Below are 25,446 nucleotides of genomic sequence, written 5' to 3'. Positions count from 1 at the left end.
ATAAAATATACAAATTAAGAATGCTAAAGTAAGGCTTATTTATATTAATATCATAATATATAGCTTATAAATACAAAATGAATAAGACTATTGTGCTAAGTTTTTAAGCTCAGATTTATTAACTAAAATGATTTTCTTACCAGATAGTTGAATAAGTCCTTCTTTCTTCATATCAGATAATAGGCGAATACAACTCTCTGTTGCTGTTCCAACCATATTAGCTAAGTCTTCTCTTGATAACTGGATATTAAGGGCTTTAGTCTCAGGATTAACACCACCTAGGTCTTCTAGTTTTAATAGAATAATGGCAAGTCTTTCACGAACAGTTTTGTGTGTATGATCAGCAAGACCTTTATCAGCATCTTTTAAATGATTGCAAATATCTCTGGTAACTAACAAAGAGAATTTGTTGTTATCAGCAAAATAGTCTAACATTTCTTTTTTGGGAATAAAACACACTTGCATATCTTCTAACGCAGTCGCTGTAAGGTTTGAGGTTTCCTCATTGATAATAGATCTTTGTCCTAAAAGTTCACCACCTTTAGCAAGCTTGATAATGGTATCCTTACCGTTAGAGTTTAGTTTTGTCAGTTTACAAAAACCAGATTTCACACAAAATACTCCGTTGAGGTTGTCTCCTTCAAAAAATAGAACCTCTCCTTTTCTAACGATGAAATGGTTTTTCGTTTCTGAGATTGTTTCTAGTTCTTCTCGAGTTAAAGCTTTTAAAGAACTAAATTCTCTAATAATACATTGCTCACATCTACCCATAAAATATTTTATATCTGTTAAAAGATTAAACAAAGATAGTTATTTTTTATGATAAATGTCATATATTCTGCTAATATAAACTTTGAAATTTGTATAAGGTAAAATGAGCGAATATTATGGAAAAAAAAGGATGTTATCATTGTGGTAATGAGATAACTACTTTTAATCGGATAGTCTTTGATGAGAAAGAGTTTTGTTGTAATGGATGTAAGACAGTTTATGAGATTTTTAGTGAAAATGACTTAAGCTGTTATTATGATATGCAACAAGCCCCAGGTGCTACTCCAGAAGAAGCAAATGGTAAGTATGATTTCTTGGATAAGTCTGAGATTATAAATAAGTTATTGGAATTTGACGAAGGACCTACTTCGATTGTATCATTGTATATACCCCATATTCATTGTAGTTCTTGTATATGGATACTAGAAAATTTGAATAGGCTAAACCAAGGGGTGTATCGAGTATTAGTAAATTTCCCTGAAAAGAAAGCTACAATTACATTTAATAAAGAGAAGACTTCACTAAAGGAAATTGTACTCCTATTGAATAAAATAGGGTACGAACCATATATTAGTTTGAAGAATTACGACGATAAGCCACAGCAAGTCGATCGTAGTCTAATCTATAAGATAGGGATAGCCTTTTTTGCTTTTGGTAATGTCATGATGCTCTCATTTCCAGAATACTTTAATATTGATGATATATGGATGCGTCAATATAAGGATTTCTTCAGATGGCTTATTCTAATCATATCTCTTCCTGTGTTTTTCTATTCAGCTTCGCCTTATTATATTGCCGCATGGAAAGGTATTCGTTCAAAGAACTATACAATTGATATCCCTATGGCATTAGGGATAATCGTAATGTTTATCCGCAGTGCTGTCGATATTATTTTTGATTTAGGTCCAGGTTTTTTTGATAGTATGACCATGTTGGTTTTCTTTATGTTATTAGGAAAGTTGTTTCAACAGAGAACCTATAATTTCTTATCCTTCGAGCGTGATTACAAATCGTATTTCCCAATAGCGATTACTAAGCTTGTTGAAGGAAATAAAGAAGAACCAATTCAAATTTATGACGTAGTCAAAGGAGATCGTTTACTTATTAGAAATCAAGAGCTATTGCCAGTAGATTCTATTTTAATATCAGAATCAACATTTATAGATTATAGTTTCGTGACAGGAGAGGCAGTTCCAGTAGAAAAGAAATCAGGAGACAAATTGTTTGCTGGTGGAAAGCAAGTAGGAGATATTATAGAAGTAGAAGTGATAAATTCTGTTTCGCAAAGTTATTTAACTCAATTGTGGAGTAATGATGTCTTTCAGAAGAGAGTGGACATGAAGTATAAGACGATTACGGATACTATTAGTCATTTCTTTACTCCAGTATTGCTAACCATTTCTATTTTAGGGTTTATTGGCTGGTCATTTGTTAGTATTAATGCTGCTTTTAATGTATTTACAGCTATCTTGATAGTCGCTTGTCCTTGTGCCTTAGCATTGACAGCTCCATTTACACTAGGAAATGCTATACGCATATTAGGTAGGAGTAGCTTTTACCTAAAAAATGTAACTGTAGTAGAGCAGATGGCAAAGGTTGATACAATAGTATTTGATAAAACAGGAACTATTACTACTAACGCTAAATCTATTATTCAGTATGAAGGGGAAGAACTGACTAGCGAAGAGCAAAGTGATATCCGAAATATTATTAGAGGGTCTAACCATCCATTGAGTAGAAAATTATATGGTTTTTTACAAGCTAGAATTGTAGCAAAACCTAATACGTTTGAAGAGATTCCAGGACAAGGGTTAGTTGGAACGATGAATAATCGTAGTTATTTTATAGGGTCTCAAGAGTTGGTGGGAATCCCTCATGATAAAATCATTAATGAAACAGCTGTTCATATAAAGATTGATGGGGAATATAAAGGTAAGTTTGTATTTGCTAATCACTATCGTTTAGGAGTAAAAGAGTTATTTGAACAATTAGATAAGAAACACTATAAATTTGCTATTTTATCAGGTGACAACGATGGAGAGCTTGAAGCTTTAAAGGCGTTATTACCACCTTCTACTGCATTAGTATTTAATCAAAAGCCAGAGCAGAAGCTGGAATATGTTAAAGAATTACAAGAAACAGGTGCAAATGTCATGATGGTCGGAGATGGGTTGAATGATGCAGGAGCGTTAGCCCAGAGTAATGTTGGGGTTTCGATATCAGAAAACGTCAATGTGTTTACTCCAGCAAGTGATGCGATCTTGGACGCTCGTAAGTTCGCATATTTAGAAAAGTTTATGGATTATTCGAAAAAATCTGTTAAAATAATCAAATTAAGTTATATCTTAGCGTTAACGTATAATGTTATTGGTATCAGCGTTTGTTTGTTAAATAAAATGTCACCATTAGTTGCTGCGATAATTATGCCTGTCAGTACAATTTCAATTATAAGTTTTGTAACGATCTTGACTAATTATTTTGCGAAGCGAATATTGAAGTAATTTATTTAAAATCGATAAACTGACGATTATCATATTTTACCAATTTTGTTAATGTTAATTTTGACGTATAGTTTTTAGGTATGAGTGTTATATATTTCTTAATTAGTATTAGTGTAGTTGTCGCTGGTATATTTCTTTACTTGTTTATCAAGTCAGTAAAGAGTGGACAGTTTGACGATGCCTATACTCCTTCGGTCAGAATGCTATTTGATGATGAGATTAAAAGCGATGTTAAAAAATCATCATCTAAAAATAAGACCAATCATTTAGTAAACGAAAATCAAAGAGAAAATCAAATATAAACAACTATGGAAGTGCAACAATTTTACTATGACAACAAAATTGTAAAGAAGTTCCTTTACGCATCGATCTTTTTTGGTGCAGTAGGTATGCTTGTAGGTTTACTACTAGCGGTAATGTTTATATTTCCTAACTTAACTGACGGAATATCGTGGTTAAGTTTCGGGAGATTAAGACCATTACACACCAATGCAGTAATTTTTGCTTTTGTTGGTAACGCTATTTTTGGGGGAATCTATTATTCTTTACAGAGATTATGTAAAGCCAGAATGTACAGTGATTTTTTAAGTAATCTTCACTTTTACGGATGGCAATTAATTTTAATTGGTGCTGTTATTACTCTACCATTAGGGTATACAACATCAAAAGAGTACGCTGAGTTAGAGTGGCCTATTGATATCGCTATTGCGTTGATTTGGGTGACTTTCGGTGTAAACATGATTATGACGATTATCAAAAGAAGAGAGCGTCATATCTACGTAGCTATTTGGTTCTATTTAGCGACATTCGTTACTGTAGCAGTACTACACATTTTCAACTCTTTAGAGTTACCTGTTAATGCGCTTAAATCTTACTCTGTATATGCAGGTGTACAAGATGCATTAGTGCAGTGGTGGTATGGACACAATGCGGTAGCATTCTTCTTAACAACACCTTTCCTAGGGTTGATGTACTATTATTTACCAAAAGCAGCGAATAGACCAGTTTATTCATATAGATTATCTATTATTCACTTCTGGTCTTTAATTTTCTTATACATCTGGGCAGGACCTCACCACTTATTGTATTCAGCTTTACCAGAATGGGCTCAAAACTTAGGAGTAGTATTCTCTGTTATGTTGATTGCTCCATCTTGGGGAGGTATGATCAATGGTTTACTTACACTTCGTGGTGTTTGGGATAAAGTAAGAGTTGATCCAGTGCTTAAATTCTTTGTAGTAGGTATTACAGGTTATGGTATGGCTACATTTGAAGGGCCAATGTTATCACTTAAAAACGTAAATGCGATTGCTCACTTTACTGACTGGATCGTAGCTCACGTACACGTTGGTGCATTAGCTTGGAATGGATTTATGACTTTCGGTATGGTTTATTGGTTAATACCTCGTATGGTAAAAACAGAACTATACTCTAGAGCATTAGCAAACTTCCACTTCTGGATTGGTACTTTAGGTATTATTTTATATACAATTCCTTTATATGTTGCAGGTTTCTCTCAACACTTAATGTGGAAAGAGTTTAACCCTGATGGAACATTAATGTATGGTAACTTCTTAGAAACTGTTACTGCTATTATGCCAATGTACATTATGCGTGCAATTGGAGGTTCATTATACTTAATTGGGGTATTCGTATTAATCTATAATATTGCTAGAACAGTTTCTGCTGGTCAAAAAGTAGAGGATGAATTAGCTGAAGCTCCAGCATTACAAAGAATTTCTGCTGGTAGACTTAGAGGTGAAGGATGGCACGTATGGTTGGAAAGAAGACCTATACAGTTTACTATCTTAACTACAGTAGCTATCCTAATCGGAGGTATGGTTCAGATTATTCCTACCATATTTGTAAAATCAAATATACCAACGATTACTAGTGTTAAACCTTATACACCACTAGAGTTAGAAGGTCGTGACTTATATATTAGAGAAGGTTGTGTGGGATGTCACTCTCAAATGATTCGTCCTTTCCGTTCAGAAGTTGAGCGTTATGGCGAGTATTCTAAATCTGGAGAGTATGTATATGACCACCCATTCTTATGGGGATCTAAGAGAACAGGTCCAGACTTAATGAGAGTTGGAGGTAAATATTCTGATAACTGGCATTACAACCATATGTATGACCCTCAATCTACTTCTCCTAACTCAATCATGCCAGGATATAAATGGTTATTTGCTAATAAAGCAGCAGACTATTCTGAAGTTGAGAAAAAAATGAGTGTAATGAGAACATTAGGTGTTCCTTATACAGACGAGGATATTGCAAATGCTAATGAAAGTATTGCTGATCAAGCAGAGTTAATCGCTCTGAACTTAGAGAACGATCCTGATTATGTTAAATCTTATACGCAAAGTGAAGAACGCGCTAAAGCGAAAGGAGAAGAATTCGTGCCAATGAAAGATCGTGAGATCATTGCATTAATCGCGTACTTACAAAGACTAGGAACTGACATAAAACAAAGAGTAGAAGAATAATAATAAATTAAATGAATCAATATGCTAAAGTTCATTAAACATAATATGGAAACAATAGGAGGGATTGAAGTATTTCCAATTATTTCCTTGATTATCTTCTTTACCTTCTTTGTTGGACTTTTTGTATGGGTTATAACCTACAAAAAGGAAACCATTCAAGAATTGAGCAATATGCCGTTCATGGATGATGAAGAGCACAATGTTGATCCTAATTCAGAAAAATTATGAAAAAGTTTTTTCCAGTATATGTACGAGTACCGCTTTTATTTGCCTTGTTTTTCTTTGCAGTAGAGTGGTTAGTAGGTGGAGATGGTGAGAAACCTGCTTTTATGGAGCATCCTGTAGTGTTGATCCTGTTAGGTTTATTCTTATTCGCCTTGATTGCAGTTGAGATTGTAGCTTCTGCTACAAATAAAATTTTAGATAGATTAATGACTCCTGAAGAGAGAGCAGCTAAGGAAGCAGAGACTAGTCTTCCTTTCTCTCAACAACCTTGGGTTAAAAAGTTAATGAGTAAATTAACTAAAACTAAAACAATCCAAGAGGAGGCTGACGTAATGATGGATCATGATTACGATGGAATTAAAGAGTTAAATAATGAGTTACCACCATGGTGGGTAGGTTTATTCTACGTAACTATTATTTTCTCTGTAATATACCTATTGAGATTCCACGTTTTCGATGGTGATAATCAAGTTGTAGAATATGAGAAATCAGTAGCGGAAGCTCAGCTGCAAATTGAAGAGTATAAAAAGAATGCTCCTGATATGTTGACAGCGGACGATGCTAAATATTTAACAGATCCAGCTGATTTAGCGGTAGGTAAGAAGTTATTTGATTCTAACTGTATGGCTTGTCACAAAATTGATGGTGGTGGATCTATTGGACCGAACCTAACTGATGATCATTGGATCTTAGGTGGAGGTATTAAAAATATTTTCCATACTATTTCTGAGGGTGGTAGACCAGGAAAAGGAATGGTTCCATGGAAAAATAACTTTAAGCCTTCTGAAATTGAGAAAATTGCATCTTATGTAATTTCACTTAATGGTACAAACCCAGCTGATGCAAAAGCTCCAGAAGGAGATATTATTTGGTCAAAAGCTAATTTAGAAGAAGGAGCAGCTGATGCAGCTCCAGCAGAGGAATCTGCTCCAGCAGAACAAGTAGCTCCAGCAGGAGAAGTAGCCTCTACTGAAGAATCAGCTATATAAGGATTGTTACGTTTCTAATAGAGTAGCGACAACAAATTTATTAGATTAAGCGTAATGAACTAGAATACATTTTTGCCGCTTTTAAAAAAAACGGTGAACATAAATAAAAAAACATAAAGGCAGAGTAAATGTTACTCATTTGCTCTGCCTTTTTTAAAAACACTACACATTATGGCTACAATTAAAGACGAAAGTTTCCGTGACTCCATTGGAACAATCGATAAAGATGGAAAGAGAGCTTGGATATTTCCTAAAAAGCCTTCTGGACCATTTTATGACAAAAGAAAAATCGTTAGTTATTTATTGATCGCTTTCTTATTTGCGGCACCTTTTATAAAAATTAACGGTAATCAGTTTTTACTTTTTAATGTAATAGACCGTAAATTCAATATTTTCGGATTTCCTTTTTGGCCACAAGATTTTTATTTAGTGGTTATTTCTTTAGTGATAGGTGTTGTTTTCGTTACTTTGTTTACAGTATCATTCGGTCGTATATTCTGTGGTTGGATATGTCCACAAACGATCTTTATGGAGATGGTTTTTAGACGTATTGAATACTGGATTGACGGTGACAGAGGTGCGCAAGCTAGACTTCGTAAGCAAGCCTGGAATGGCGAGAAGATTAGAAAGAGACTTCTGAAATGGTTTATTTTCTTTATTATTTCTTTTTTAATTGCTAATATTTTCCTTTCTTATATTATTGGTAGCGATGTGGTTATCCAAATGATGAAAGATGGACCAGCTTTACATTTAGGTAAGTTTATAGGATTACTTATTTTTACAGGGGCATTTTATTTTATTTTTACTTGGTTCCGTGAGCAAGTATGTGTTATTGCATGTCCTTACGGTCGTTTACAAGGTGTGTTATTAGACAATAAGTCAATTATTGTTGCTTATGACTATGTTAGAGGTGAAGGAGAAAATGGACGTGCTAAGTTTAAAAAAGGAATTGATAGAACTTCAGAGGGTTTTGGTGATTGTATTGATTGTAAACAATGTGTAAACGTTTGTCCTACTGGTATTGATATTCGTAATGGTACTCAATTGGAATGTGTAAACTGTACAGCATGCATCGATGAGTGTGATCACATGATGGAATCAGTTGGCTTACCGACAGGACTGATTAGATATGCATCTGAGAGCGAAATTTCTGAAGGTATTAAAACTAAGTTTACGGCTAGACAAAAAGGTTATACGGCTGTATTAATGGTTTTAGTTACTGTCTTGGTAGGGTTATTGTTCTTGCGTACGGATATAGAAGCTACTATCTTGCGTGTGGCTGGTCAGACTTACCAACACAAAGAACATGTTATAACTAATCTTTATACATATAAAGTGGTTAATAAAACAATGAAGGACTTTGAAGATGTTAACTTTAAGGTTGTTGAACCGGCTGAGGGTACAGTTGATTTAGTTGGTAAAACTTCTATAGAAGTTAAAAAAGAAGGCTTTGCAGAAGGTAGTTTATTTATTAAGATCCCTGATCATATCCTGGAAAGTCATCGTACAAAAATTAAAATTCAGGTTTACGATGGGGACAAGTTGATACAGACGACTTCTACCAACTTCTTAGGCCCTAGAATTATGGATTAATGAAATAAAATATATAGGTATGAAATTCAATTTTGGAACAGGAATCGTTATTGCTATGGGACTTTTTATGGTGTTTATTTTACAATATGTTGTAAGAGTACAGTTAGATAAAAAGTACGATAATCAATTGGTTACTCAGAATTACTATCAACAGGAAATTGAGGTTGATGGTAGAGCAGAGCGTGAGCTACATGCTAATAAGCTTAAAACGCCAATTAAGGTTACTATTAATGACAATAGCGAAGTTAGTATTGTGTTTCCTAAAGAATTTGATTACTCAAAAATAAAAGGTAAAGTATCCCTATACAGACCGTCTGACCAGACATTAGACTTTGACATTCCAATATCATTGTCTTCTTCCAATTTGCTCATACCTAACACAAAGCTGGGTTCAGGCGGTCGCTGGGATATTTCTGTTGAGTGGAGTTATAATAACGTAGCTTATAGAAACTTATACAGCCTTAATTTGACAGAAAAGACAGTTAAATAATCATATAAAAGGTATTGCTTGTGATTTTAACAGGACTTGTTTTTGGTTTAGTAAGTAGTTTACACTGTATTGGAATGTGTGGACCAATTGCTATAATGCTACCAGTCTCTCGTGATAATCAAGCTAAAAAAGTTATGCAGATTATGACCTATCATTTAGGTCGTATATCTGCATATTCTATTTTAGGGCTTGTGTTTGGTATTTTTGGAAAAGGGTTGTTTTTAGCTGGTTTGCAACAGCAAGTTTCGATTATAGTCGGTATTCTAATGATCTTATTTGTTTTGGTACCCCAGAGTAAGCTTGGTAAACTTAATTTTTTGATGCCTTTTTATAAACTAGTATCTAAAATTCAGCAAGCATTAGGTAGGCAGTTTAAGAAACAGACCACATCCTCTCTTTATACAATCGGATTTTTTAATGGCTTTTTGCCTTGTGGAATGGTCTATGTCGCCTTGTTTGGCGCATTATCTACTCAAAGTATTCTGTATGGAATGCTCTATATGGTTCTGTTTGGTGTAGGTACTATTCCTTTGATGAGTTTGATGATTTATGTGCGTGATCTATTTTCTATGAAAGTTAGGGGGGCAATTCTGAAGTATTATCCAATCATTATCGTTATTTTCGGTATGCTATTTATTGTTAGAGGGTTAGGGTTAGATATTCCTTTTCTATCACCAGATACACTAAATTTATTCGTTCGTTCCGAACCGAATTGTTGATATTTTCTCTTTTTTAGCTTTTTTTAGTGACTTTTTACAGAATAGTAGTCTAAACCTTAGAACTATGAGAAAACAGTGCTATGAAAAAGGTTTGATACGTTAGTTCTACTACCAGATAGAATGTCTGATATCTAGTAATAGCTATGAAAAGAAGATTAAAAAAAGTAGGTCATAACGATCTACTTTTTTTATGGATATATGACGTTACGAATGTTTTTGCAAAAAAGAAGTGACCAAATGCACTATTGGTTGTCTTAATAGTAGAACAAGCAAAGAAAACATATTGCTATGAAAAAGGTTTGATAAGTTTTGTTCGAATACTAGATGAGGATTAAGTGGATTGTGATACATCTAGTAAAAGCTATGAAAAGAAGAATTAAAAAAAGTAGGTCATAACGATCTGCTTTTTTTATGGATATATGACGTTACGAATGTTTTTGCAAAAAAGAAGTGACCAAATGCACTATTGGTTGTCTTAATAGTAGAACAAGCAAAGAAAACATATTGCTATGAAAAAGGTTTGATAAGTTTTGTTCGAATACTAGATGAGGATTAAGTGGATTGTGATACATCTAGTAAAAGCTATGAAAAGAAGAATTAAAAAAAGTAGGTCATAACGATCTGCTTTTTTTATGGATGTATGACGTTACGAATGTTTTTGCAAAAAAGAAGTGACCAAATGCACTATTGGTTGTCTTAATAGTAGAACAAGCAAAGAAAACATATTGCTATGAAAAAGGTTTGATAAGTTTTGTTCGAATACTAGATGAGGATTAAGTGGATTGTGATACATCTAGTAAAAGCTATGAAAAGAAGAATTAAAAAAAGTAGGTCATAACGATCTGCTTTTTTTATGGATATATGTCGTTACGAATGTTTTTGCAAAAAAGAAGTGACCAAATACACTATTGGTTGTCTTAATAGTAGAACAAGCAAAAAAACATATTGCTATGAAAAAGGTTTGATAAGTTTTGTTCGTATACTAGATGAGGATTAAGTGGATTGTGATACATCTAGTAAAAGCTATGAAAAGAAGAATTAAAAAAAGTAGGTCATAACGATCTACTTTTTTTATGGAGTAAATCAATTGACCTGAATTACGATTGTAAAGCTTTTTTCCACTACATCATTGGTTTCTTTTTGTATGTATGGTTGTGTTTTTTTGCTACCCTTTCTTAGATCACTTTTCGTCAATAGTAATCTAGGTATGCACTCTGTAATTTTAGTCTACTTATTTATAGGTTGGGTGTGGTAATAATAATTAATTGCAATAGTATTGAAAGTGATTTGATAGACTGATTTGTCGTGTACTAATGTGACTTTTGTAATTTTTTTTGTCTAAAGTATAAAGGCAGATATGTTAATTTGGTAGGATAACGATCTGTTATTATGGGAAAGATTTACGTATTTTTTAATATGTAGAAACACTTTGACGCAAAAGAGGTAAGCATTGCTTACCTCTTTTATTTTATTATTAGTAGACTAGTTTTTGTTGCTTAAGATAGTCTATGGCATGTCTTCCTTCATTGAATAGTAAATCTAGAATACTTAAGTTGTTTAGATACCCTTCCTTTTCTTCGAAAACTTGTGTATACGATGTAAACTGATTTTCGTCTTTTTTACCATTAACAAGATTTCTAAAATCTAGAATATTGTCATTATCATAGGTTTTGTGATATTCTAATGTTTTTTCATATGGTAAGGTTATACCTAAACATTCAGTAATAACCTCATGAATCTGCAAATTAAGATCCATCATATATTTCTGTTTATTTTCAAATATAGGGCGTATATCGTCCTCAAAGTATTCGAAGTATGGCGATGTACGATAAGCAGCTTCTAAGCTCTTAAAATGTTGTTTTTGCCAACCAAAAGCATCTTCTATTTCAACATCTCTAAACTTCTGGTGAATTGATTTACTATGTTTGATCGGTATGTTTAGCATTTGGATACCATTCGCACTGTAAATGTACATTCTATTTCGGTTGGTTTGTTTTTGAAAGTTATCTTCAACTTCAAGAAGTATTGATTCGCTTTGTAGCATTGCTACGTAGTGACTTATTGAAGGAAAATATGTTGGGTGAATAACGATCGTATTCATTTGTTTATTTAATTATTATTTTTTTTCTTTTTTCTGTTTCTATATGTAGTATAGCCAAAGTATCCAATTAAAACTACAATGAAGTATGGAAAGTATGATGTTTTGGCACCATTACCATTGACTGTAGTAAATAGTCTATCCCATCTGACTTTATCTAAGAATTTTGACCACGGTGTGTTTTGATCTAAACTCATCCAGATAAATACCGGCTTACCTACAATGTGATCCTCTGGTACAAATCCCCAAAATCTACTATCTTCAGAGTTATCTCTGTTGTCTCCCATCATGTAATAGTAGTCCTGCTTAAAGGTATAATCATTAGTACGAACCCCATTAATGATAAATGATCCATCAGCATACGCCAATGTATTGTTTTCGTATGTATCTATAATGCGTTTATACATCGGTAAATTCTCAGCAGTTAGTCTTACTGTCTCTCCTTTCGCTGGGATATGTATAGGACCTAAGTTATTTGTTGTCCAGTCTTTTTTGTTGTGTGGAAATATAAAACCTGGCATCGGTGTGTCCGGAATACGATCGATAGACTGTACTGCACTGAATGTTTTTATGTAATCAACAGCTTCGTTAGTTAATGCCGGGAATACAATGATTGATTGTGTAGCATTGCTTGGATAATAAGGTGTTTCTGTGATATCAAATTTTTTAATTACTGACATGATATCAAAAGGTTTACCATCTGTTTTAACGACATAAGCAAATTGTAATTTAGCACGGTCGTTTAGTACTAGTTGTTTATCATTGATAAATACATAACCATTTTTAATGGATAGATTCTCACCTGGTAATCCAACAGCTCTTTTTACATAATTCGTCCTTTTGTCAATTGGCTTATCAACAGCGGGTCTTCTTAATGGGTCTCTAAATGTATAAACAGTATCTATTGGCCAGTTAAAAACAACAATATCGTTATGTTGTACTTTCTGAAAACCTGGTAATCTAAAGTAAGGAAGGTGTGGCTTTTTTAGATATGACTTTTGTTTTGTGAAAGGGATTGTATCGTGTGCCATTGGCATAGCTACTGTTGTCAATGGTGTACGCGCTCCATAGTGAAATTTACTCACGAATAAAAAGTCTCCTACTAATAGTGTCTTCTCTAATGAAGATGAAGGAATAGTATAAGGCTGTATTGCATAGGTGTGTATAATTGTAGCTACGACTACTGCAAATAGGATAGAACTCATTGTCTCTCCTGCTTCAGAAGCAGGTTTAGTACTTCTATTTTCGATATAGGTCACTGATGTCGCATAGTTGATATAGTAGGTGTAAAAACCTAGAGTAAGAACAACTAATACGGTGTCTAAAGTTGAGTTTTTGCCAAAACTTCGAATCGTTTCTACCCATATTACAGGAAACATAATTAGATTGACGATAGGTATAAATAATAAAATCACCCACCAGGTAGGTCGGTTTATTATACGCATTAAGATGATAGCATTATAGACTGGTATAAGTGCTTGCCAAGCTTTGTATCCTGCTTTAGTATATAGTTTCCATGTACCAGCAAAGTGAATTACTTGTATCAATAGAAAGAATAAAAACCATTGTAACATTGTCATAGTTTATTTTTTTGTCTGTAAGGTTATTTATTGTTTAGATTTAAAACATCTTGCATAGTGAATATACCTTTTTTGTCTTTAATCCACTCACTTGCTACCACAGCTCCCAAAGCAAAACCTTCGCGTGAGTGTGCAGTGTGTTTTATCTCGATTTGGTCAATAGCTGAGTCGTAGAATACACTATGGGTTCCTGGAACGCTATCAATGCGTTTTGCATCAATGTGGATCTCTTGTGTATTAGCTTGTTCTAGTGTCCAATTTGTGTAGTTAGAATTCGCTATTATTCCTTCAGCTAGAGAGATTGCTGTACCACTAGGAGCATCTAATTTTTGTGTATGATGTATCTCTTCCATCGAAACGTTGTACTGTTCTAATTGATTCATCATTTTAGCTAGGTACTCGTTTAGTTTAAAAAAAATATTTACTCCTAGACTGAAGTTTGATCCATATAGAAATGCACCTTCTTGCTCGTTGCAGTAGGATGTGATTTCATCATAGTGTTCTAACCAACCAGTAGTACCACTGATCACGGGTACTTGAGCATCTAATGCAGCTTTTATATTTTCAACTGCGGATGAAGGAACACTAAAGTCAATAGCGACATCAGCTTTTTCTATTCCATTAAATGATGATTCGCTTGTTTTACGCAACACGATTTCGTGTCCGCGTTCTAAGGCGATACGCTCAATTATCTTCCCCATTTTTCCATATCCTAATAACGCTATTTTCATTCTTATAGTATTGTGATTGATTAGAATTTATATTGTATGTTCACTGCGTACTGCAGTTGCAATTGATTTTGTGTTAAGTATTGGTTGTTGAATTCAAAGGCAGGTCGAATACTTAGGTTTTCATTGACATTGAATTGGGTTAGATGTGCATCGACGTTTGCATCAACGATACTCAATATATAAAAACCAACTGTAATAACAACAGATAGATCTCGGTTTCGTCTATAAAATTTTTGTGCTTCTAATAAACGGGCATTGTCTAACCCTCCAAATGTTGGATGGTCTTTGTCATGGACTCCCTGTAAACGTCTTTTATACTCGTCTCGATATCTTGTGTATTGTCTTTGATTATCAGCCCAAAAATAGGCTGGAATACCTATACCAGCATATACTAGAGGTACTTTCCAATAGCTCTTATTGTATATTTGACCAAGTCCAGGAACAACAGATGTAAAGAATGCCGATCTTGCAGGTGCAAGAGGGTCTAATGGCTTGTAATCGGCTTCGGTATCAAATGTTGTTTTGCTTTCTTTTTCTTTTTTTTGTGCATTAGCATAAGGCCCAATGCATGAGAAAAGGAATATGAAAAATAATATTTTGGTTCTCACTAGTTGTCTAAAAGTTTGATTAGGCGATTTAAATCTTCTTCAGAGTGGAAAGGAATTGAAATTTTCCCTTTTCCATTAGCAGACACTTTAATATCTACTTTAGCACCAAAAAACTCTCCAAATGATTTGGTATAAGTAGCAGGTACTTCAAAGGTTTTAGCTTTTTTAGGTAACTCCGGAATTTTAGAAGTTTTTAAGTCTTCTTGATATTGCTTTACTAAGGCTTCTGTTTCGCGTACAGATAGACTTTCTAGTATAATCTTGTGATAGATTTCAGTTTGAATATCTAAGTCTTCTACATTGATGATAGCACGACCGTGTCCCATGGATATGAAACCGTCTCGGATACCAGTTTGGATAATTGGGTCTAAGCGTAACAATCGAATATAGTTGGCTATCGTAGAGCGCTTTTTACCTACGCGATCACTTACTTGTTCTTGTGTTAAGTCAATCTCATCCATAAGGCGTTGATATGACAGGGCTATTTCAATTGGATCTAAGTCATGACGTTGGATATTTTCTACCAATGCCATTGTTAAAGACTCATTGTCATTAGCAATGCGAATGAAAGCAGGAACTGTATCTAAACCAACAAGTTTAGATGCTCGCAATCTTCGCTCTCCCGAGATTAATTGAAATTTATTAAAGTCAATCTTACGTACAGTAATCGGTTGGATTACACCCAATTCACGAATACTAGTAGCAAGCTCGTTTAGCGATTCTTCGTTGAAATTAGTACGGGGTTGAAAAGGATTAATTTCGATGGAATCTATATCTAATTCGATAATGTTCCCAACAACTTTATCTGCGTTATTATCTTCAATAGATTTAATATCATTATCTGGATCTTTCAGTAGAGCTGAAAGACCTCTTCCTAAAGCTTGTTTTTTTAATGCCTTTGCCATAATAGTTTCTAAATTCTCTATACTTAACTTATTTGTTTTTAAGTATAATTTCTTCTGCTAAATTAATATAGTTTGTCGCTCCTTTACTTGTTGCATCATAGTTTATGATGCTTTCTCCAAAACTAGGCGCTTCACTTAATTTTACATTTCGTTGTATGATAGTTTCAAATACCATGTCATTGAAGTGTTTTTGTACTTCTTCTACGACTTGATTAGATAGTCTTAAACGAGAATCATACATTGTCAGCAATAATCCTTCAATATCTAATGCTGGGTTGTGTATTTTCTGTACACTTTTTATTGTATTTAATAGTTTCCCTAGCCCTTCTAAGGCAAAGTATTCACATTGAATAGGTATAATTACTGAATCAGCCGCTGTCAGTGCATTTAATGTTAGCAACCCTAATGATGGAGCACAATCAATAATGATGTAATCATAGTTGTTTTTGATTGATTTTAATGCTTCTTTTAGCATGTACTCTCGGTTCTTCTTGTCAACTAGCTCGATTTCAATTGCAACTAAGTCAATATGTGCAGGAATTAAGTACACATTTGGAGCTGTACAATCGACAATTGCATCGGCAGGGGAGCAGCTATGCTCTAAAATTTCATACGTTCCGATCTCTACTGCATCTACATCTACTCCTAGACCAGATGTAGCATTCGCTTGTGGGTCAGCATCTATTAAAAGTACTTTTTTCTCCAGTGCTCCTAATGAAGCTGCTAAGTTAACTGAAGTAGTTGTTTTTCCTACTCCTCCCTTTTGATTTGCGACAGCAATGATTTTTCCCATTCTGTTAATGAAATTAATTAAGTCGTAAAAATACGATTATTTATTAGTTTTTAAAATCTTATTTATTAACAGTTTATGAACCTTTTTATTGTATATAGATTAATTGTTTAAGCGGTAATATAGTTGATTTGTAGGTTTTTAACCTTCTAATGTTATAGTGTCAAAGTTTTGGTCAAGGGGGGTTAATTGCTCAAATAGACGATTGATTAGTTGGTTTCCAAAGGCTTTATAGAAAGCTGAAAAGTTTTCTCGTCTTTCTTGCAAACTTTGATTGGGAAACAATTCATTCTGCAGTAAAACAACTCGATTTAACTGATCAGCGTATTTTCGTTTTTCTGCTTTGCGCAGTCGTTTTTCTAGATTGTCTAACCCTTTTAGTTGTTTAGTTTTTTGTGCATTAACCGCTCCTACAAATGATTGGTCTGTTTGTAGAGCAATCTTTTCTAGTGATTCGAATTGTTCTTCTAAGAATTGACGTTGTTGGTCAAAGTCAAATTGTATCGTCGAATACTCTTCTGTCTTAGCATTGATTAACTGTTCTTGTTTTTGAAATATATCTTTCCATGACAAACCTAATTTATCCATTTTTTCTACTTGTTTGGAAGTAGCTAATAAGACTGAATTTCTCAATAAAAGCATTGGAAATGTTACTTTATGTAAGTCAAATACACTTTTTAATTCCAACCAATAGGCTAACTCTCCACCACCACCAGTATAACACAAGTTTGGTAAGATGACCTCTTGGTATAGAGGTCTAAGGATTACATTCGGACTAAATCGCTCTGGGTGATGTTCAAGCTCTTCTAGTAGGGCTTCTTTAGAGAATGTGATCGTTGTGTTGTTTATTTTATAAACCTCATCTTCAAAAATAATGCGCTCTCGAAGATTGTCTTGTATGTAAAACAAGTTAATCTCACGAGGGTTTACCTGTATGAAGTAGTCAGCTAGTGTAGCATAACTTTTTTCTACTTCTTTGATGGCACTTTGTTGAAGCAACTCTTCTTTGATATGTGGCGTAAATAGTTTTTTTAGCGCAGCATCATCGCCATCTATGATTACTAATCCATAGGCAGCAAATAATTCATTGGCTAAGTAGCGCGTAGCCGCTGTTAGGGTGTCGTGTTTTAGATAGGCATTTTCGAATAATTCTTTGATATATGTCGCATTAATTCCAACGCCTATATGTGATTGGAATACTTCAAATACTTTATCTAACCCTTTTGTACTGAGTCTTCCTACAGGTCCTTTACTTTCTTTGTTCCAGCAAATTACTTTTTCTTCAAATACGAAGTGATTAATCTCTTCGAAATCGTGATCTTCTGTAGCCATCCAGTATACGGGTACAAAGTGATCAGTTGGGTATTTAGTTTTTAACTCTTTCGCTAATTTGATAACAGAAATTATCTTGTATAAAAAATATAGTGGACCCGTAAATAAATTTAATTGATGTCCTGTAGTAACCGTATAGGTGTTTTCTTGTGTTAATGCGTGTATGTTTTCTATAGTATTGTCAGATACTTTTGTATTTTTATATTGGCTTAACAACGCTTGAGAGAGTACAGCCCTATTTGCTGTAGGATAGTTCACACGTTTTTCGTCTATCTGTTGTTTAAAGTTCTGTAGCGTTGGAAAGTGGTTATATAAGTGTTTTAGATTATCCTCTTGATTGAGGTAATCGACCATTAGTTTTGAAAAATAGCCCGCGTTTTGAAACGTAATTTTATCTGTAGGCATAGTGTTTGTTTTTTGCTAATTTAAATAATAATCGCTTTTTAAATTCAGGTTTAACGTTGTTTAAAGATTATTGTCCTAGGATTAAATGTAATAATCTTTACTGAAATAGTTGTTAAAGCAATAGGTAAAAGCAATTTTTTACCATTAAATGTCCTATTTTTAAATATAAAGCTTATTCTACAACGAAAATGGGGCAAAAAAATCTCTTTAAAAAATACTTTTTTAGGTGTGGAAAAGAATATAAGTCTGAGGTGCGGTAGTGGAGGAAGTGAGGTGTGATGTTTTTGTTAGACCTTGGGAGAATGTGAAATTAGTAGTTTTTTGATCGTTGAAATGATTTAGATATGATCATGTCCCGACCATTGGGAAAAAAATAAGTAGAAATAAAAAAGGTAATTAGCCGAAGTTATTCTTCTGCTAATTACCTTTTTTTTCTTCGATAAATTAATCAATTAAAATATTTAAAAAAGACCGAATTAATTGAATAGAGTACGATGTGAAGATATGAAAGTTTTTTTATTATTTGATAAATATGGTTGAAACTACTATGTGAATTGAAATAAAAATCGGACGCTAATATATTAGCTGTTCAATTTTTAGAAATATATAGGTATAGACAAAAAGCTATCCCTCATTAAAAAGTAATGCTCATACACTTAGATTTAGGACTATTGTTGTTTTTGAAAAACGGGTTATAGTTGCAAAAAGTATTGTGTAACTAAGCGTGATTACTTAATAATAAGGGATAGAGGATGTAGTGTTTGTTATGAATGAAATTGTAGTGTTTGCTATTTAGTATAGTCCTTTGATGAACTCATAATCTTTTTCTTCCTTGATTTCTTTCTTCCACAATTCTTTGTTTTTGGTGGAATACAAATAGATTTGAACTACTTTAGAAGCTGTGATACCACAGATTATTAAGATAGCTAATATTACTATTACATATAAGGTTGTAATCATACATGTGTTTTTTTTAAATGTTTAAAATATACTGAGTCAAGTCTTCCATATCCGCATCATTAATTTGAGGGAATGGAGGCATTTGTGGTGCATCAGGTCGTTTTTTGCCAGGCTTTTTAATCCATTTGATTAGATCAGCTTTATTTCCTGTATAGATTTCTTTCATTTCTGTTACAGGAGGACCTACTAGAGGTGTCTTCTCTTTGTGACAAGCCGCACAATAGCTATTAAAAACAGCTTTTCCCTTAGCAGTATTATCTCCTACAGCTGATGCTTCGGCTAATGCTAGTTCTTCTTGTTGCTGTTTGTTGTTGAGTTGTTCTCTAGCTTCTTTTGAAGCTTGTTCGAAGGCTGCTGTTTTTTGAGCCATTAATTCGCGGTGAGGGTTGATTGCATTAGCTCTATATACATGACGACCACTTCCCATGAATACGACTACGATACTCATGGCTATAACGATGCGCTTGAAGTATCGGTCCAGCTGTTCGTCTGTTCCTCTTAAGGTTTGAATCATATAATAGACAGCATAAATAGCTACAGCTACTCCTGTAAGGATGATTCCCATCATCGTCCAGCTAAATCCTTTGGCTGGTAAAGTAGCCATAACTATTGGTCCAAATAAGAATTGAGCAATAGAAGCACCAAGGGCTAATTGATATCCAATACGCTTTACTTTTGCTCTTGTAAACACTTTAAAATATTCTTCGAAAGGGTAATTTTTACGTCCCATATACCATGTGATAAATAAACCTGTGAGGGCTAGTGAAGCACAAATAAAATGGAAATACCTAGGGAATACGTTTGGCAAAGCAAGTGCTGATAGAAAACCACGAACACTCATCCATTTTTCAGGGAACAACATTAAGTTGATATTCACTAAGAATATTAATGGGATAAATAAGAACATCAAGACAGCTAACACATTAATAGATATGTGTAAAAGCTTCATGTTTGCCATGGCTTCCCATGTGTACTTATGCAAATAAGTTAATAGGAAAACAATAGCCACTAAAGGGATAATCAATATCCACATAATTCCTGTTAGCGAATTCGCCGTATAGAAATAAACAGTATATAGGGCATTGATACTTAGTAGAGGAGCAACACCAAGTACCACAGCAAGTGATTTATTGACTGTGATGGTAGCTGCTATTTCTTGTGCTAAGACATCGTATTCTTTGTTTTTAAGTCCTTTTATTTCTGCCCACAGCGTTGCAATTGATCCGCCTACCATCAGGTTGACAAAGACGATGTGTGCTAAAAATGAAACGACTAATAGCAAGACCAATAGCCATTCCGGAAGAGGTAAGTCTAATGGTATATCTTTAGGTAATGGAGTATTGTTCATAATTATTGTTGTTTAGATTTTTGTTCGATAAAATGTTCAACAGAGTGTGTTGGATTTAATTGTGATCCAGCACTTTGTGATCCTTCTAATGCGGTACCACTCTGTTGTAAGTAGTAGATATAATGAGCTAGTGCATCTAACTCTTCTTCATTACCTGGGTATGGAGGCATATATGGTCTACCATTGTGCATATTTGGTATATAGGCTTTCATTCCGTTGATGTCTAACGGTTTTCCAATGCCGTACATTTTTTCAAATACGTAGATTATGGAGTTTATTCCTTGAGAAGTATGACATCTCGAACAAGCGATCATAAATACATCTCTACCTGCTTCAAGTTTATTTTCGTCTGTGATTTCTGTGATACGAGTATAGGTTGCGTGTTTCAGTATACCGTCGCGCTGTAATAAAGGGTAATCTTCTTCGCGAATAAGGTTAGAATACATATAGTCTCCAATGACATAAGGTTTTCGAATGAATTCACGTACACGTTCAAATATACCTAAGAATCCAAGAGAAAGTACAAATGGAATAATGACCATAATTAGATTGACCTTTTTAGGCTTCCACAACACCCATATTGCTAGAAGAGCTAACGAGCTTGTCGCTACTAAAATGATATACTTAAGTATATCGTAGTAAAGTTCAAATTCCATAGTACCTACAGCAGTACTCATATTTGCTGTCATGGCTTCCGGTATCACATTGTAGTAGTGTATCGCTGCTAATATTGACATAGGTAACCACAACAGTGTCCATATCGCTGTTGTTTTCATGGCAGTTGGACGAATAGGACTCTCTTTTTTTGTGAATAACATGATTAACAAGAATCCGAATGCACCTCCTATAACCATAGCCGTTGGCGTTCTAAATAGTAGTTGAGGTAGATATATAGGGTTTGTTAATCCATTAATAAATGAGTGTTCTTCTATCCAGTTTCCTGGATCCATCATAAAACCAAGGATCGCTACGATAATAGCCATCGTTAGCCATGAGAAGGCTGATAAGAACCATCCAAATCGGATATGACGTTGTTTGGCACGTAGTGATTTGTTAGAGTTTTTCCATGTAAGGAAGTAGATCATAATAAAGATTACTTCTAAAACGAAGACAATCCATTCTGTAAACCATCCCCAGTAAAATACGCGGATTAAACTACCAATTGAGTTTGGGCTAATTAATGCTGCAGAAAACCATATTCCTACTCCTGTCATTGCCCCCATTGTGGTTGTGATAACGAACCCAACCATCATCATGCGTTGTACCATTTTGTCCCAAGCTAAGTCAGTGACCTGGTCAGGGCCACCTCTCATTACTCCTTTTTGCTCTAGTAATGTAATGTATGGGATAAAACCAACTGCAAGACCATGATTGATGAAAACGTGTATAATCGCTATCATTGCGATAAGAAAACGGTCGTTCAACCAGTCTAAATGAAATAAAGGAAAATCCATATTGTGTTATTTTTCAGCAAAGTTAGAATGCTAGCTACTGAAAAGTATTACACTAAACGTGGTGATATTTACACTAATCAATTCCACGTAGTTTGTAAATAGGGATTTTGATATAAAGAATCAATTATTTACTCTTTCTGCGGAATTCTTCAGGGGACAATCCAGTGTATTTTTTGAAGAACCTAGAGAAATAGGCATTATTTTTAAAGTCCAAGGCATACGAAATTTCTGTAATAGATAAATCAGCATTAACTAATAAGCGTTTACATTCTAAAATAACGCGATTGCGTATCACTTCTCCAACTGTTATACCTAGTACTTTTTTACACTGTGAGTTGAGGTGATTTGGTGTTATATATAGTAATTCTGCATACTCACTAGGTAGTCGTTTTTCTATGAAGTGAGTTTCTATTAGTTTTTCTAAATTTTTAACTATCGCATGTGCTCCATTTGTTTCGTTGTGCTCTTCGTGATCAAAGACTTTTTTGACCAGAAATAATTGTGTTTCTAGAAACAACTCAAGCATGAGTACTTTCATATAATCCTTTTGTAAAGGCTGGTTCTCTAAGTAAGCGTAGTATATCTTTTCAAATTTACTTTGTAAAGTTTCATAGCACTTCTCACAAGAGAACTTGGAATAGTGTGCATTGCCTCCGAAAAAAGTAAACTCACTTAGGTAATTTGGGTTTACTAAAAAGGTGCGTAAGAAATTGTCATTAAAGTTTATCAAGAAACCTTCAGTACCTGGTTCGAATTCCCATTTGTGCACTTGTGATGGATTTAGGTAGAATAGGCATTTCTCTTCGATAGAGAATTTCTCAAAGTCAATAGAGTGAATTCCTTTTCCTTTTGATACAAATAATATTTGGTAGAAGGCATGTCTATGCGGAGAAGACACCATGGTAGGTCTATTAGAAATATACTCTTCTAATCGATATACAACACAATCTTGTGATATGTTGTTATTGTCGAGTAAGTTACAAATGTTGTAAATGGGAATGCTGTTGTTCTCCATATCTCTAATATTTTGTACAAAGATAGGAATATGATAGATGTGATAGAGATAGTAGTTATAGAAATAAATTATCGTGTGATTTTATTTATAAGTAGAATAACTGAATAGTAAAATTACTTTTATTATTAATGTGCTGATTTTTTGAGTGTTAATTTGCAATTAAATAGTGTTGCTTGTATAACAGATACAGTTTTTTACTCCATTGAATAGTAGTATCTTTGCACTCCAAAATTAGATACAGTGAATACAACAATAGCATTTATAACTCCACCGTTTACACAGTTAAACACACCTTATCCGGCTACGGCATATATTAAAGGGTTCTTGAATACTCTAAATATAGATAGTTATCAGGCGGACTTAGGGATAGAGGTTATATTACAATTGTTTAGTAAACAAGGGTTAGTAGATTTGTTTGACTATGTGCATGAACACATAGAAGAGGTATCTCCTAATGTTCACCGTATCTTAGCTTTAGAAGAAGACTATATCGCTACGATAGATGCAGTAATCGCTTTCTTGCAAGGAAAGAATCCTACGTTAGCACATGCTATTGTACAAGAAGATTATTTGCCAAGAGCATCTCGCTTTGAGCAATTAGAAGAGTTAGAGTGGGCATTCGGGACAATGGGTATTCAGGATAAGGCAAAACATCTATCTACCTTGTACTTAGAAGATTTGTCAGACTTGATCGTAGAGACGGTAGATACTAACTTTGGGTTTAGTAGATACGCAGAGCGTTTAGGACGTTCGGCACATACATTCGATGAGATGTATGAGGTACTTCAACAGCCATTGACCTATATCGATGAGATTACGATAGCGTTACTTCAACAGCTAATAGATAAGACTAATCCTAAGATTATTGGTTTTTCAGTACCTTTTCCAGGTAATCTATATAGTAGCTTTAGATGTGCTCAGTACATCAAAAGTGAGTATCCTCATATCAAGATAACGATGGGTGGAGGATTCCCAAATACAGAGTTACGTTCGTTAAAAGATGTACGAGTATTTGAATTCTTTGACTTCATTACCTTAGATGATGGGGAAGCTCCACTGGAAAACTTGATTCTATATGTAGAAGGTAAGATTACACAAGAGGAATTAAAACGTACACTGATTGTTAAAGAGGGAGAGGTAGTCTATGTTAATAATCCTCTAAAGCGTGACTATAAACAGGCTGAAGTTGGTACACCCGATTACTCTGATCTACTACTAACAGAATATATCTCCGTGATAGAAGTAGTGAATCCAATGCATCGTATGTGGAGTGATGGCCGATGGAATAAACTGACCATGGCTCATGGATGCTATTGGGGTAAGTGTACGTTCTGTGATATTAGTTTAGATTATATCAAAGTGTATGAACCAATAGCGGCTAAGCAGATTGTCGATCGTATGCAAACGCTAATAGAACAGACAGGAGAGACAGGGTTTCACTTTGTAGATGAGGCTGCACCACCAGCATTAATGCGAGAATTAGCCTTAGAGATTATCAGACGTAAACTAACAGTATCGTGGTGGACGAATATTCGCTTTGAGAAGAGTTTTACTAAAGATTTGTGTTTACTACTAAAAGCATCTGGATGTATAGCTGTATCAGGAGGACTAGAAGTGGCGTCAGATCGTTTACTTAAACTAATTGACAAAGGGGTAACAGTAGAGCAAGTGGCTCGTGTGAATAGAAACTTTACAGAGGCCGGTATTTTAGTACATGCTTACTTGATGTATGGCTTCCCAACACAAACAGCACAAGAAACAATAGACAGTTTAGAGATGGTACGTCAGCTTTTTGAGGCTGGGGTTATGCAGTCGGGTTTCTGGCATCAGTTCGCGATGACAGCTCATTCACCTGTAGGGATTAATCCTGAAGAGTATAAAGTAGAACGAATAAATGCTGAGATGGGAACATTTGCAAATAACGATGTGCCTCACGTAGAGATGAATGGTGCGATACACGACAAGTTTTCCTTTGGATTGAAAAAATCACTGTTTAACTATATGCATGGTATGTGCTTTGACTGGCCGTTGAACGAATGGTTTGATTTTAAAGTACCCCGTACGAGTATAGCGTCAGATTATATATTTAGCTGTTTAAACAACGAACCTTTGACAGTGTGTAAGCCTAATCAAAAGGTTGTATGGTTGGGAACCTTCCCTTATATCGAATACTTCGAAAAGAAGAAAAAGAACAGAGTGTTTGAGATGGCTCAGTTGGTGTTTTATACCAAGAAAGAAACTATTGCTGTAGATGTGGATAGAGTAGTGGGAGATTGGTTTGTACACTTCGTTGAAACATTAAAAGAGAAAGCGTCACAAACAATGACTTATCAAGAGATGAAGAAAAGTTTTGAGGAATTTACCAACGAAGACTTCGAGCCTTTCTGGTATTCTAAACCTGCATTGGCATTAAAAGAAATGGCATTATTAGTCTTATAAG

Annotated in this window: 21 protein-coding genes; 9 read left to right on the top strand and 12 right to left on the bottom strand. The window is 34.3% G+C overall.

Annotated elements, in window-relative coordinates; translation table 11 throughout:
- Window positions 1–87: 87 nt before the first annotated feature.
- Window positions 88–771 (bottom strand): Crp/Fnr family transcriptional regulator, encoded by a 684-nt coding sequence (locus tag GJV77_RS05135; protein WP_155035283.1) that lies wholly within the window; start codon window positions 769–771, stop codon window positions 88–90.
- Between the two features lie 116 nt (window positions 772–887).
- Here GJV77_RS05135 and GJV77_RS05130 point away from each other — a divergent pair, with 116 nt between their 5' ends.
- From GJV77_RS05130 to GJV77_RS05095, 8 genes are all read left to right on the top strand, one after another.
- A complete protein-coding gene (locus GJV77_RS05130; RefSeq protein ID WP_155035282.1) occupies window positions 888–3,272 on the top strand; it encodes a heavy metal translocating P-type ATPase in 2,385 nt (794 codons plus the stop codon).
- Window positions 3,273–3,352: 80 nt separating this feature from the next.
- Window positions 3,353–3,574 (top strand): cbb3-type cytochrome oxidase assembly protein CcoS, encoded by a 222-nt coding sequence (gene ccoS, locus GJV77_RS05125; RefSeq protein ID WP_155035281.1) that lies wholly within the window; start codon window positions 3,353–3,355, stop codon window positions 3,572–3,574.
- A 6-nt stretch (window positions 3,575–3,580) separates the two neighbouring features.
- A complete protein-coding gene (ccoN, locus tag GJV77_RS05120) occupies window positions 3,581–5,764 on the top strand; it encodes a cytochrome-c oxidase, cbb3-type subunit I (RefSeq protein WP_155035280.1) in 2,184 nt (727 codons plus the stop codon).
- A gap of 21 nt (window positions 5,765–5,785) precedes the next feature.
- Complete coding sequence (locus GJV77_RS05115; RefSeq protein ID WP_155035279.1) at window positions 5,786–5,992, top strand: CcoQ/FixQ family Cbb3-type cytochrome c oxidase assembly chaperone; 207 nt, start codon at window positions 5,786–5,788, stop codon at window positions 5,990–5,992.
- The gene (locus tag GJV77_RS05110) at window positions 5,989–6,978 is read left to right on the top strand and encodes a cbb3-type cytochrome c oxidase N-terminal domain-containing protein (RefSeq protein WP_155035278.1); all 990 of its coding nucleotides are present in this window, start codon (window positions 5,989–5,991) and stop codon (window positions 6,976–6,978) included. Before GJV77_RS05115 ends, GJV77_RS05110 begins: the two co-directional genes overlap by 4 nt.
- 171 nt (window positions 6,979–7,149) lie before the next feature.
- The gene (gene ccoG, locus GJV77_RS05105) at window positions 7,150–8,571 is read left to right on the top strand and encodes a cytochrome c oxidase accessory protein CcoG (protein WP_155035277.1); all 1,422 of its coding nucleotides are present in this window, start codon (window positions 7,150–7,152) and stop codon (window positions 8,569–8,571) included.
- 19 nt (window positions 8,572–8,590) lie between these two features.
- Window positions 8,591–9,061 carry a FixH family protein gene (locus GJV77_RS05100; protein ID WP_155035276.1) on the top strand — a complete coding sequence of 157 codons (471 nt, stop codon included), beginning with the start codon at window positions 8,591–8,593 and terminating at the stop codon, window positions 9,059–9,061.
- A 23-nt stretch (window positions 9,062–9,084) separates the two neighbouring features.
- A complete protein-coding gene (locus tag GJV77_RS05095) occupies window positions 9,085–9,780 on the top strand; it encodes a sulfite exporter TauE/SafE family protein (RefSeq protein ID WP_162521569.1) in 696 nt (231 codons plus the stop codon).
- Window positions 9,781–11,254: 1,474 nt separating this feature from the next.
- Here GJV77_RS05095 and GJV77_RS05090 read toward each other — a convergent pair.
- The 11 genes from GJV77_RS05090 to GJV77_RS05045 form a co-directional block, all read right to left on the bottom strand.
- Window positions 11,255–11,881 carry a WbqC family protein gene (locus GJV77_RS05090; protein WP_155035275.1) on the bottom strand — a complete coding sequence of 209 codons (627 nt, stop codon included), beginning with the start codon at window positions 11,879–11,881 and terminating at the stop codon, window positions 11,255–11,257.
- An 8-nt stretch (window positions 11,882–11,889) separates the two neighbouring features.
- Window positions 11,890–13,458, bottom strand: a complete 1,569-nt coding sequence (lepB, locus tag GJV77_RS05085; protein ID WP_155035274.1) for a signal peptidase I — start codon at window positions 13,456–13,458, stop codon at window positions 11,890–11,892.
- 23 nt (window positions 13,459–13,481) lie between these two features.
- Window positions 13,482–14,189: a 4-hydroxy-tetrahydrodipicolinate reductase gene (dapB, locus tag GJV77_RS05080; RefSeq protein WP_155035273.1), complete on the bottom strand. Its 708-nt coding sequence runs from the start codon at window positions 14,187–14,189 to the stop codon at window positions 13,482–13,484.
- Window positions 14,190–14,209: 20 nt separating this feature from the next.
- A complete protein-coding gene (locus tag GJV77_RS05075) occupies window positions 14,210–14,797 on the bottom strand; it encodes a DUF5683 domain-containing protein (protein ID WP_162521567.1) in 588 nt (195 codons plus the stop codon).
- Entirely contained in the window at window positions 14,797–15,702 is a 906-nt protein-coding gene (locus GJV77_RS05070) for a ParB/RepB/Spo0J family partition protein (protein ID WP_155035272.1), read from the bottom strand. Before GJV77_RS05070 ends, GJV77_RS05075 begins: the two co-directional genes overlap by 1 nt.
- Before the next feature lie 28 nt (window positions 15,703–15,730).
- A complete protein-coding gene (locus GJV77_RS05065; protein WP_155035271.1) occupies window positions 15,731–16,495 on the bottom strand; it encodes a ParA family protein in 765 nt (254 codons plus the stop codon).
- Window positions 16,496–16,633: 138 nt separating this feature from the next.
- Window positions 16,634–18,229 (bottom strand): bacillithiol biosynthesis cysteine-adding enzyme BshC, encoded by a 1,596-nt coding sequence (bshC, locus tag GJV77_RS05060; RefSeq protein WP_155035270.1) that lies wholly within the window; start codon window positions 18,227–18,229, stop codon window positions 16,634–16,636.
- Between the two features lie 792 nt (window positions 18,230–19,021).
- Window positions 19,022–19,189, bottom strand: a complete 168-nt coding sequence (locus GJV77_RS14765) for a hypothetical protein (RefSeq protein ID WP_162853985.1) — start codon at window positions 19,187–19,189, stop codon at window positions 19,022–19,024.
- A 13-nt stretch (window positions 19,190–19,202) separates the two neighbouring features.
- Complete coding sequence (locus GJV77_RS05055) at window positions 19,203–20,537, bottom strand: c-type cytochrome (protein ID WP_155035269.1); 1,335 nt, start codon at window positions 20,535–20,537, stop codon at window positions 19,203–19,205.
- Between the two features lie 2 nt (window positions 20,538–20,539).
- Window positions 20,540–21,991, bottom strand: a complete 1,452-nt coding sequence (locus tag GJV77_RS05050) for a c-type cytochrome (RefSeq protein WP_155035268.1) — start codon at window positions 21,989–21,991, stop codon at window positions 20,540–20,542.
- A 124-nt stretch (window positions 21,992–22,115) separates the two neighbouring features.
- Window positions 22,116–23,006, bottom strand: coding sequence for a helix-turn-helix domain-containing protein (locus GJV77_RS05045; protein ID WP_155035267.1), 891 nt, complete (start codon window positions 23,004–23,006; stop codon window positions 22,116–22,118).
- 240 nt (window positions 23,007–23,246) lie between these two features.
- On the opposite strand from GJV77_RS05045, the gene GJV77_RS05040 reads away from it, so the two are divergent.
- Window positions 23,247–25,445 carry a B12-binding domain-containing radical SAM protein gene (locus tag GJV77_RS05040; RefSeq protein WP_162521566.1) on the top strand — a complete coding sequence of 733 codons (2,199 nt, stop codon included), beginning with the start codon at window positions 23,247–23,249 and terminating at the stop codon, window positions 25,443–25,445.
- Window position 25,446: the final 1 nt, after the last annotated feature.

The sequence above is a fragment of the Myroides pelagicus genome, assembly GCF_009711055.1.
Taxonomy (GTDB): Bacteria; Bacteroidota; Bacteroidia; order Flavobacteriales; family Flavobacteriaceae; genus Flavobacterium; species Flavobacterium pelagicum.
The sequence above is the reverse complement of the archived record's forward strand: the minus strand, read 5'-3'. Positions and strand labels throughout refer to the sequence as shown.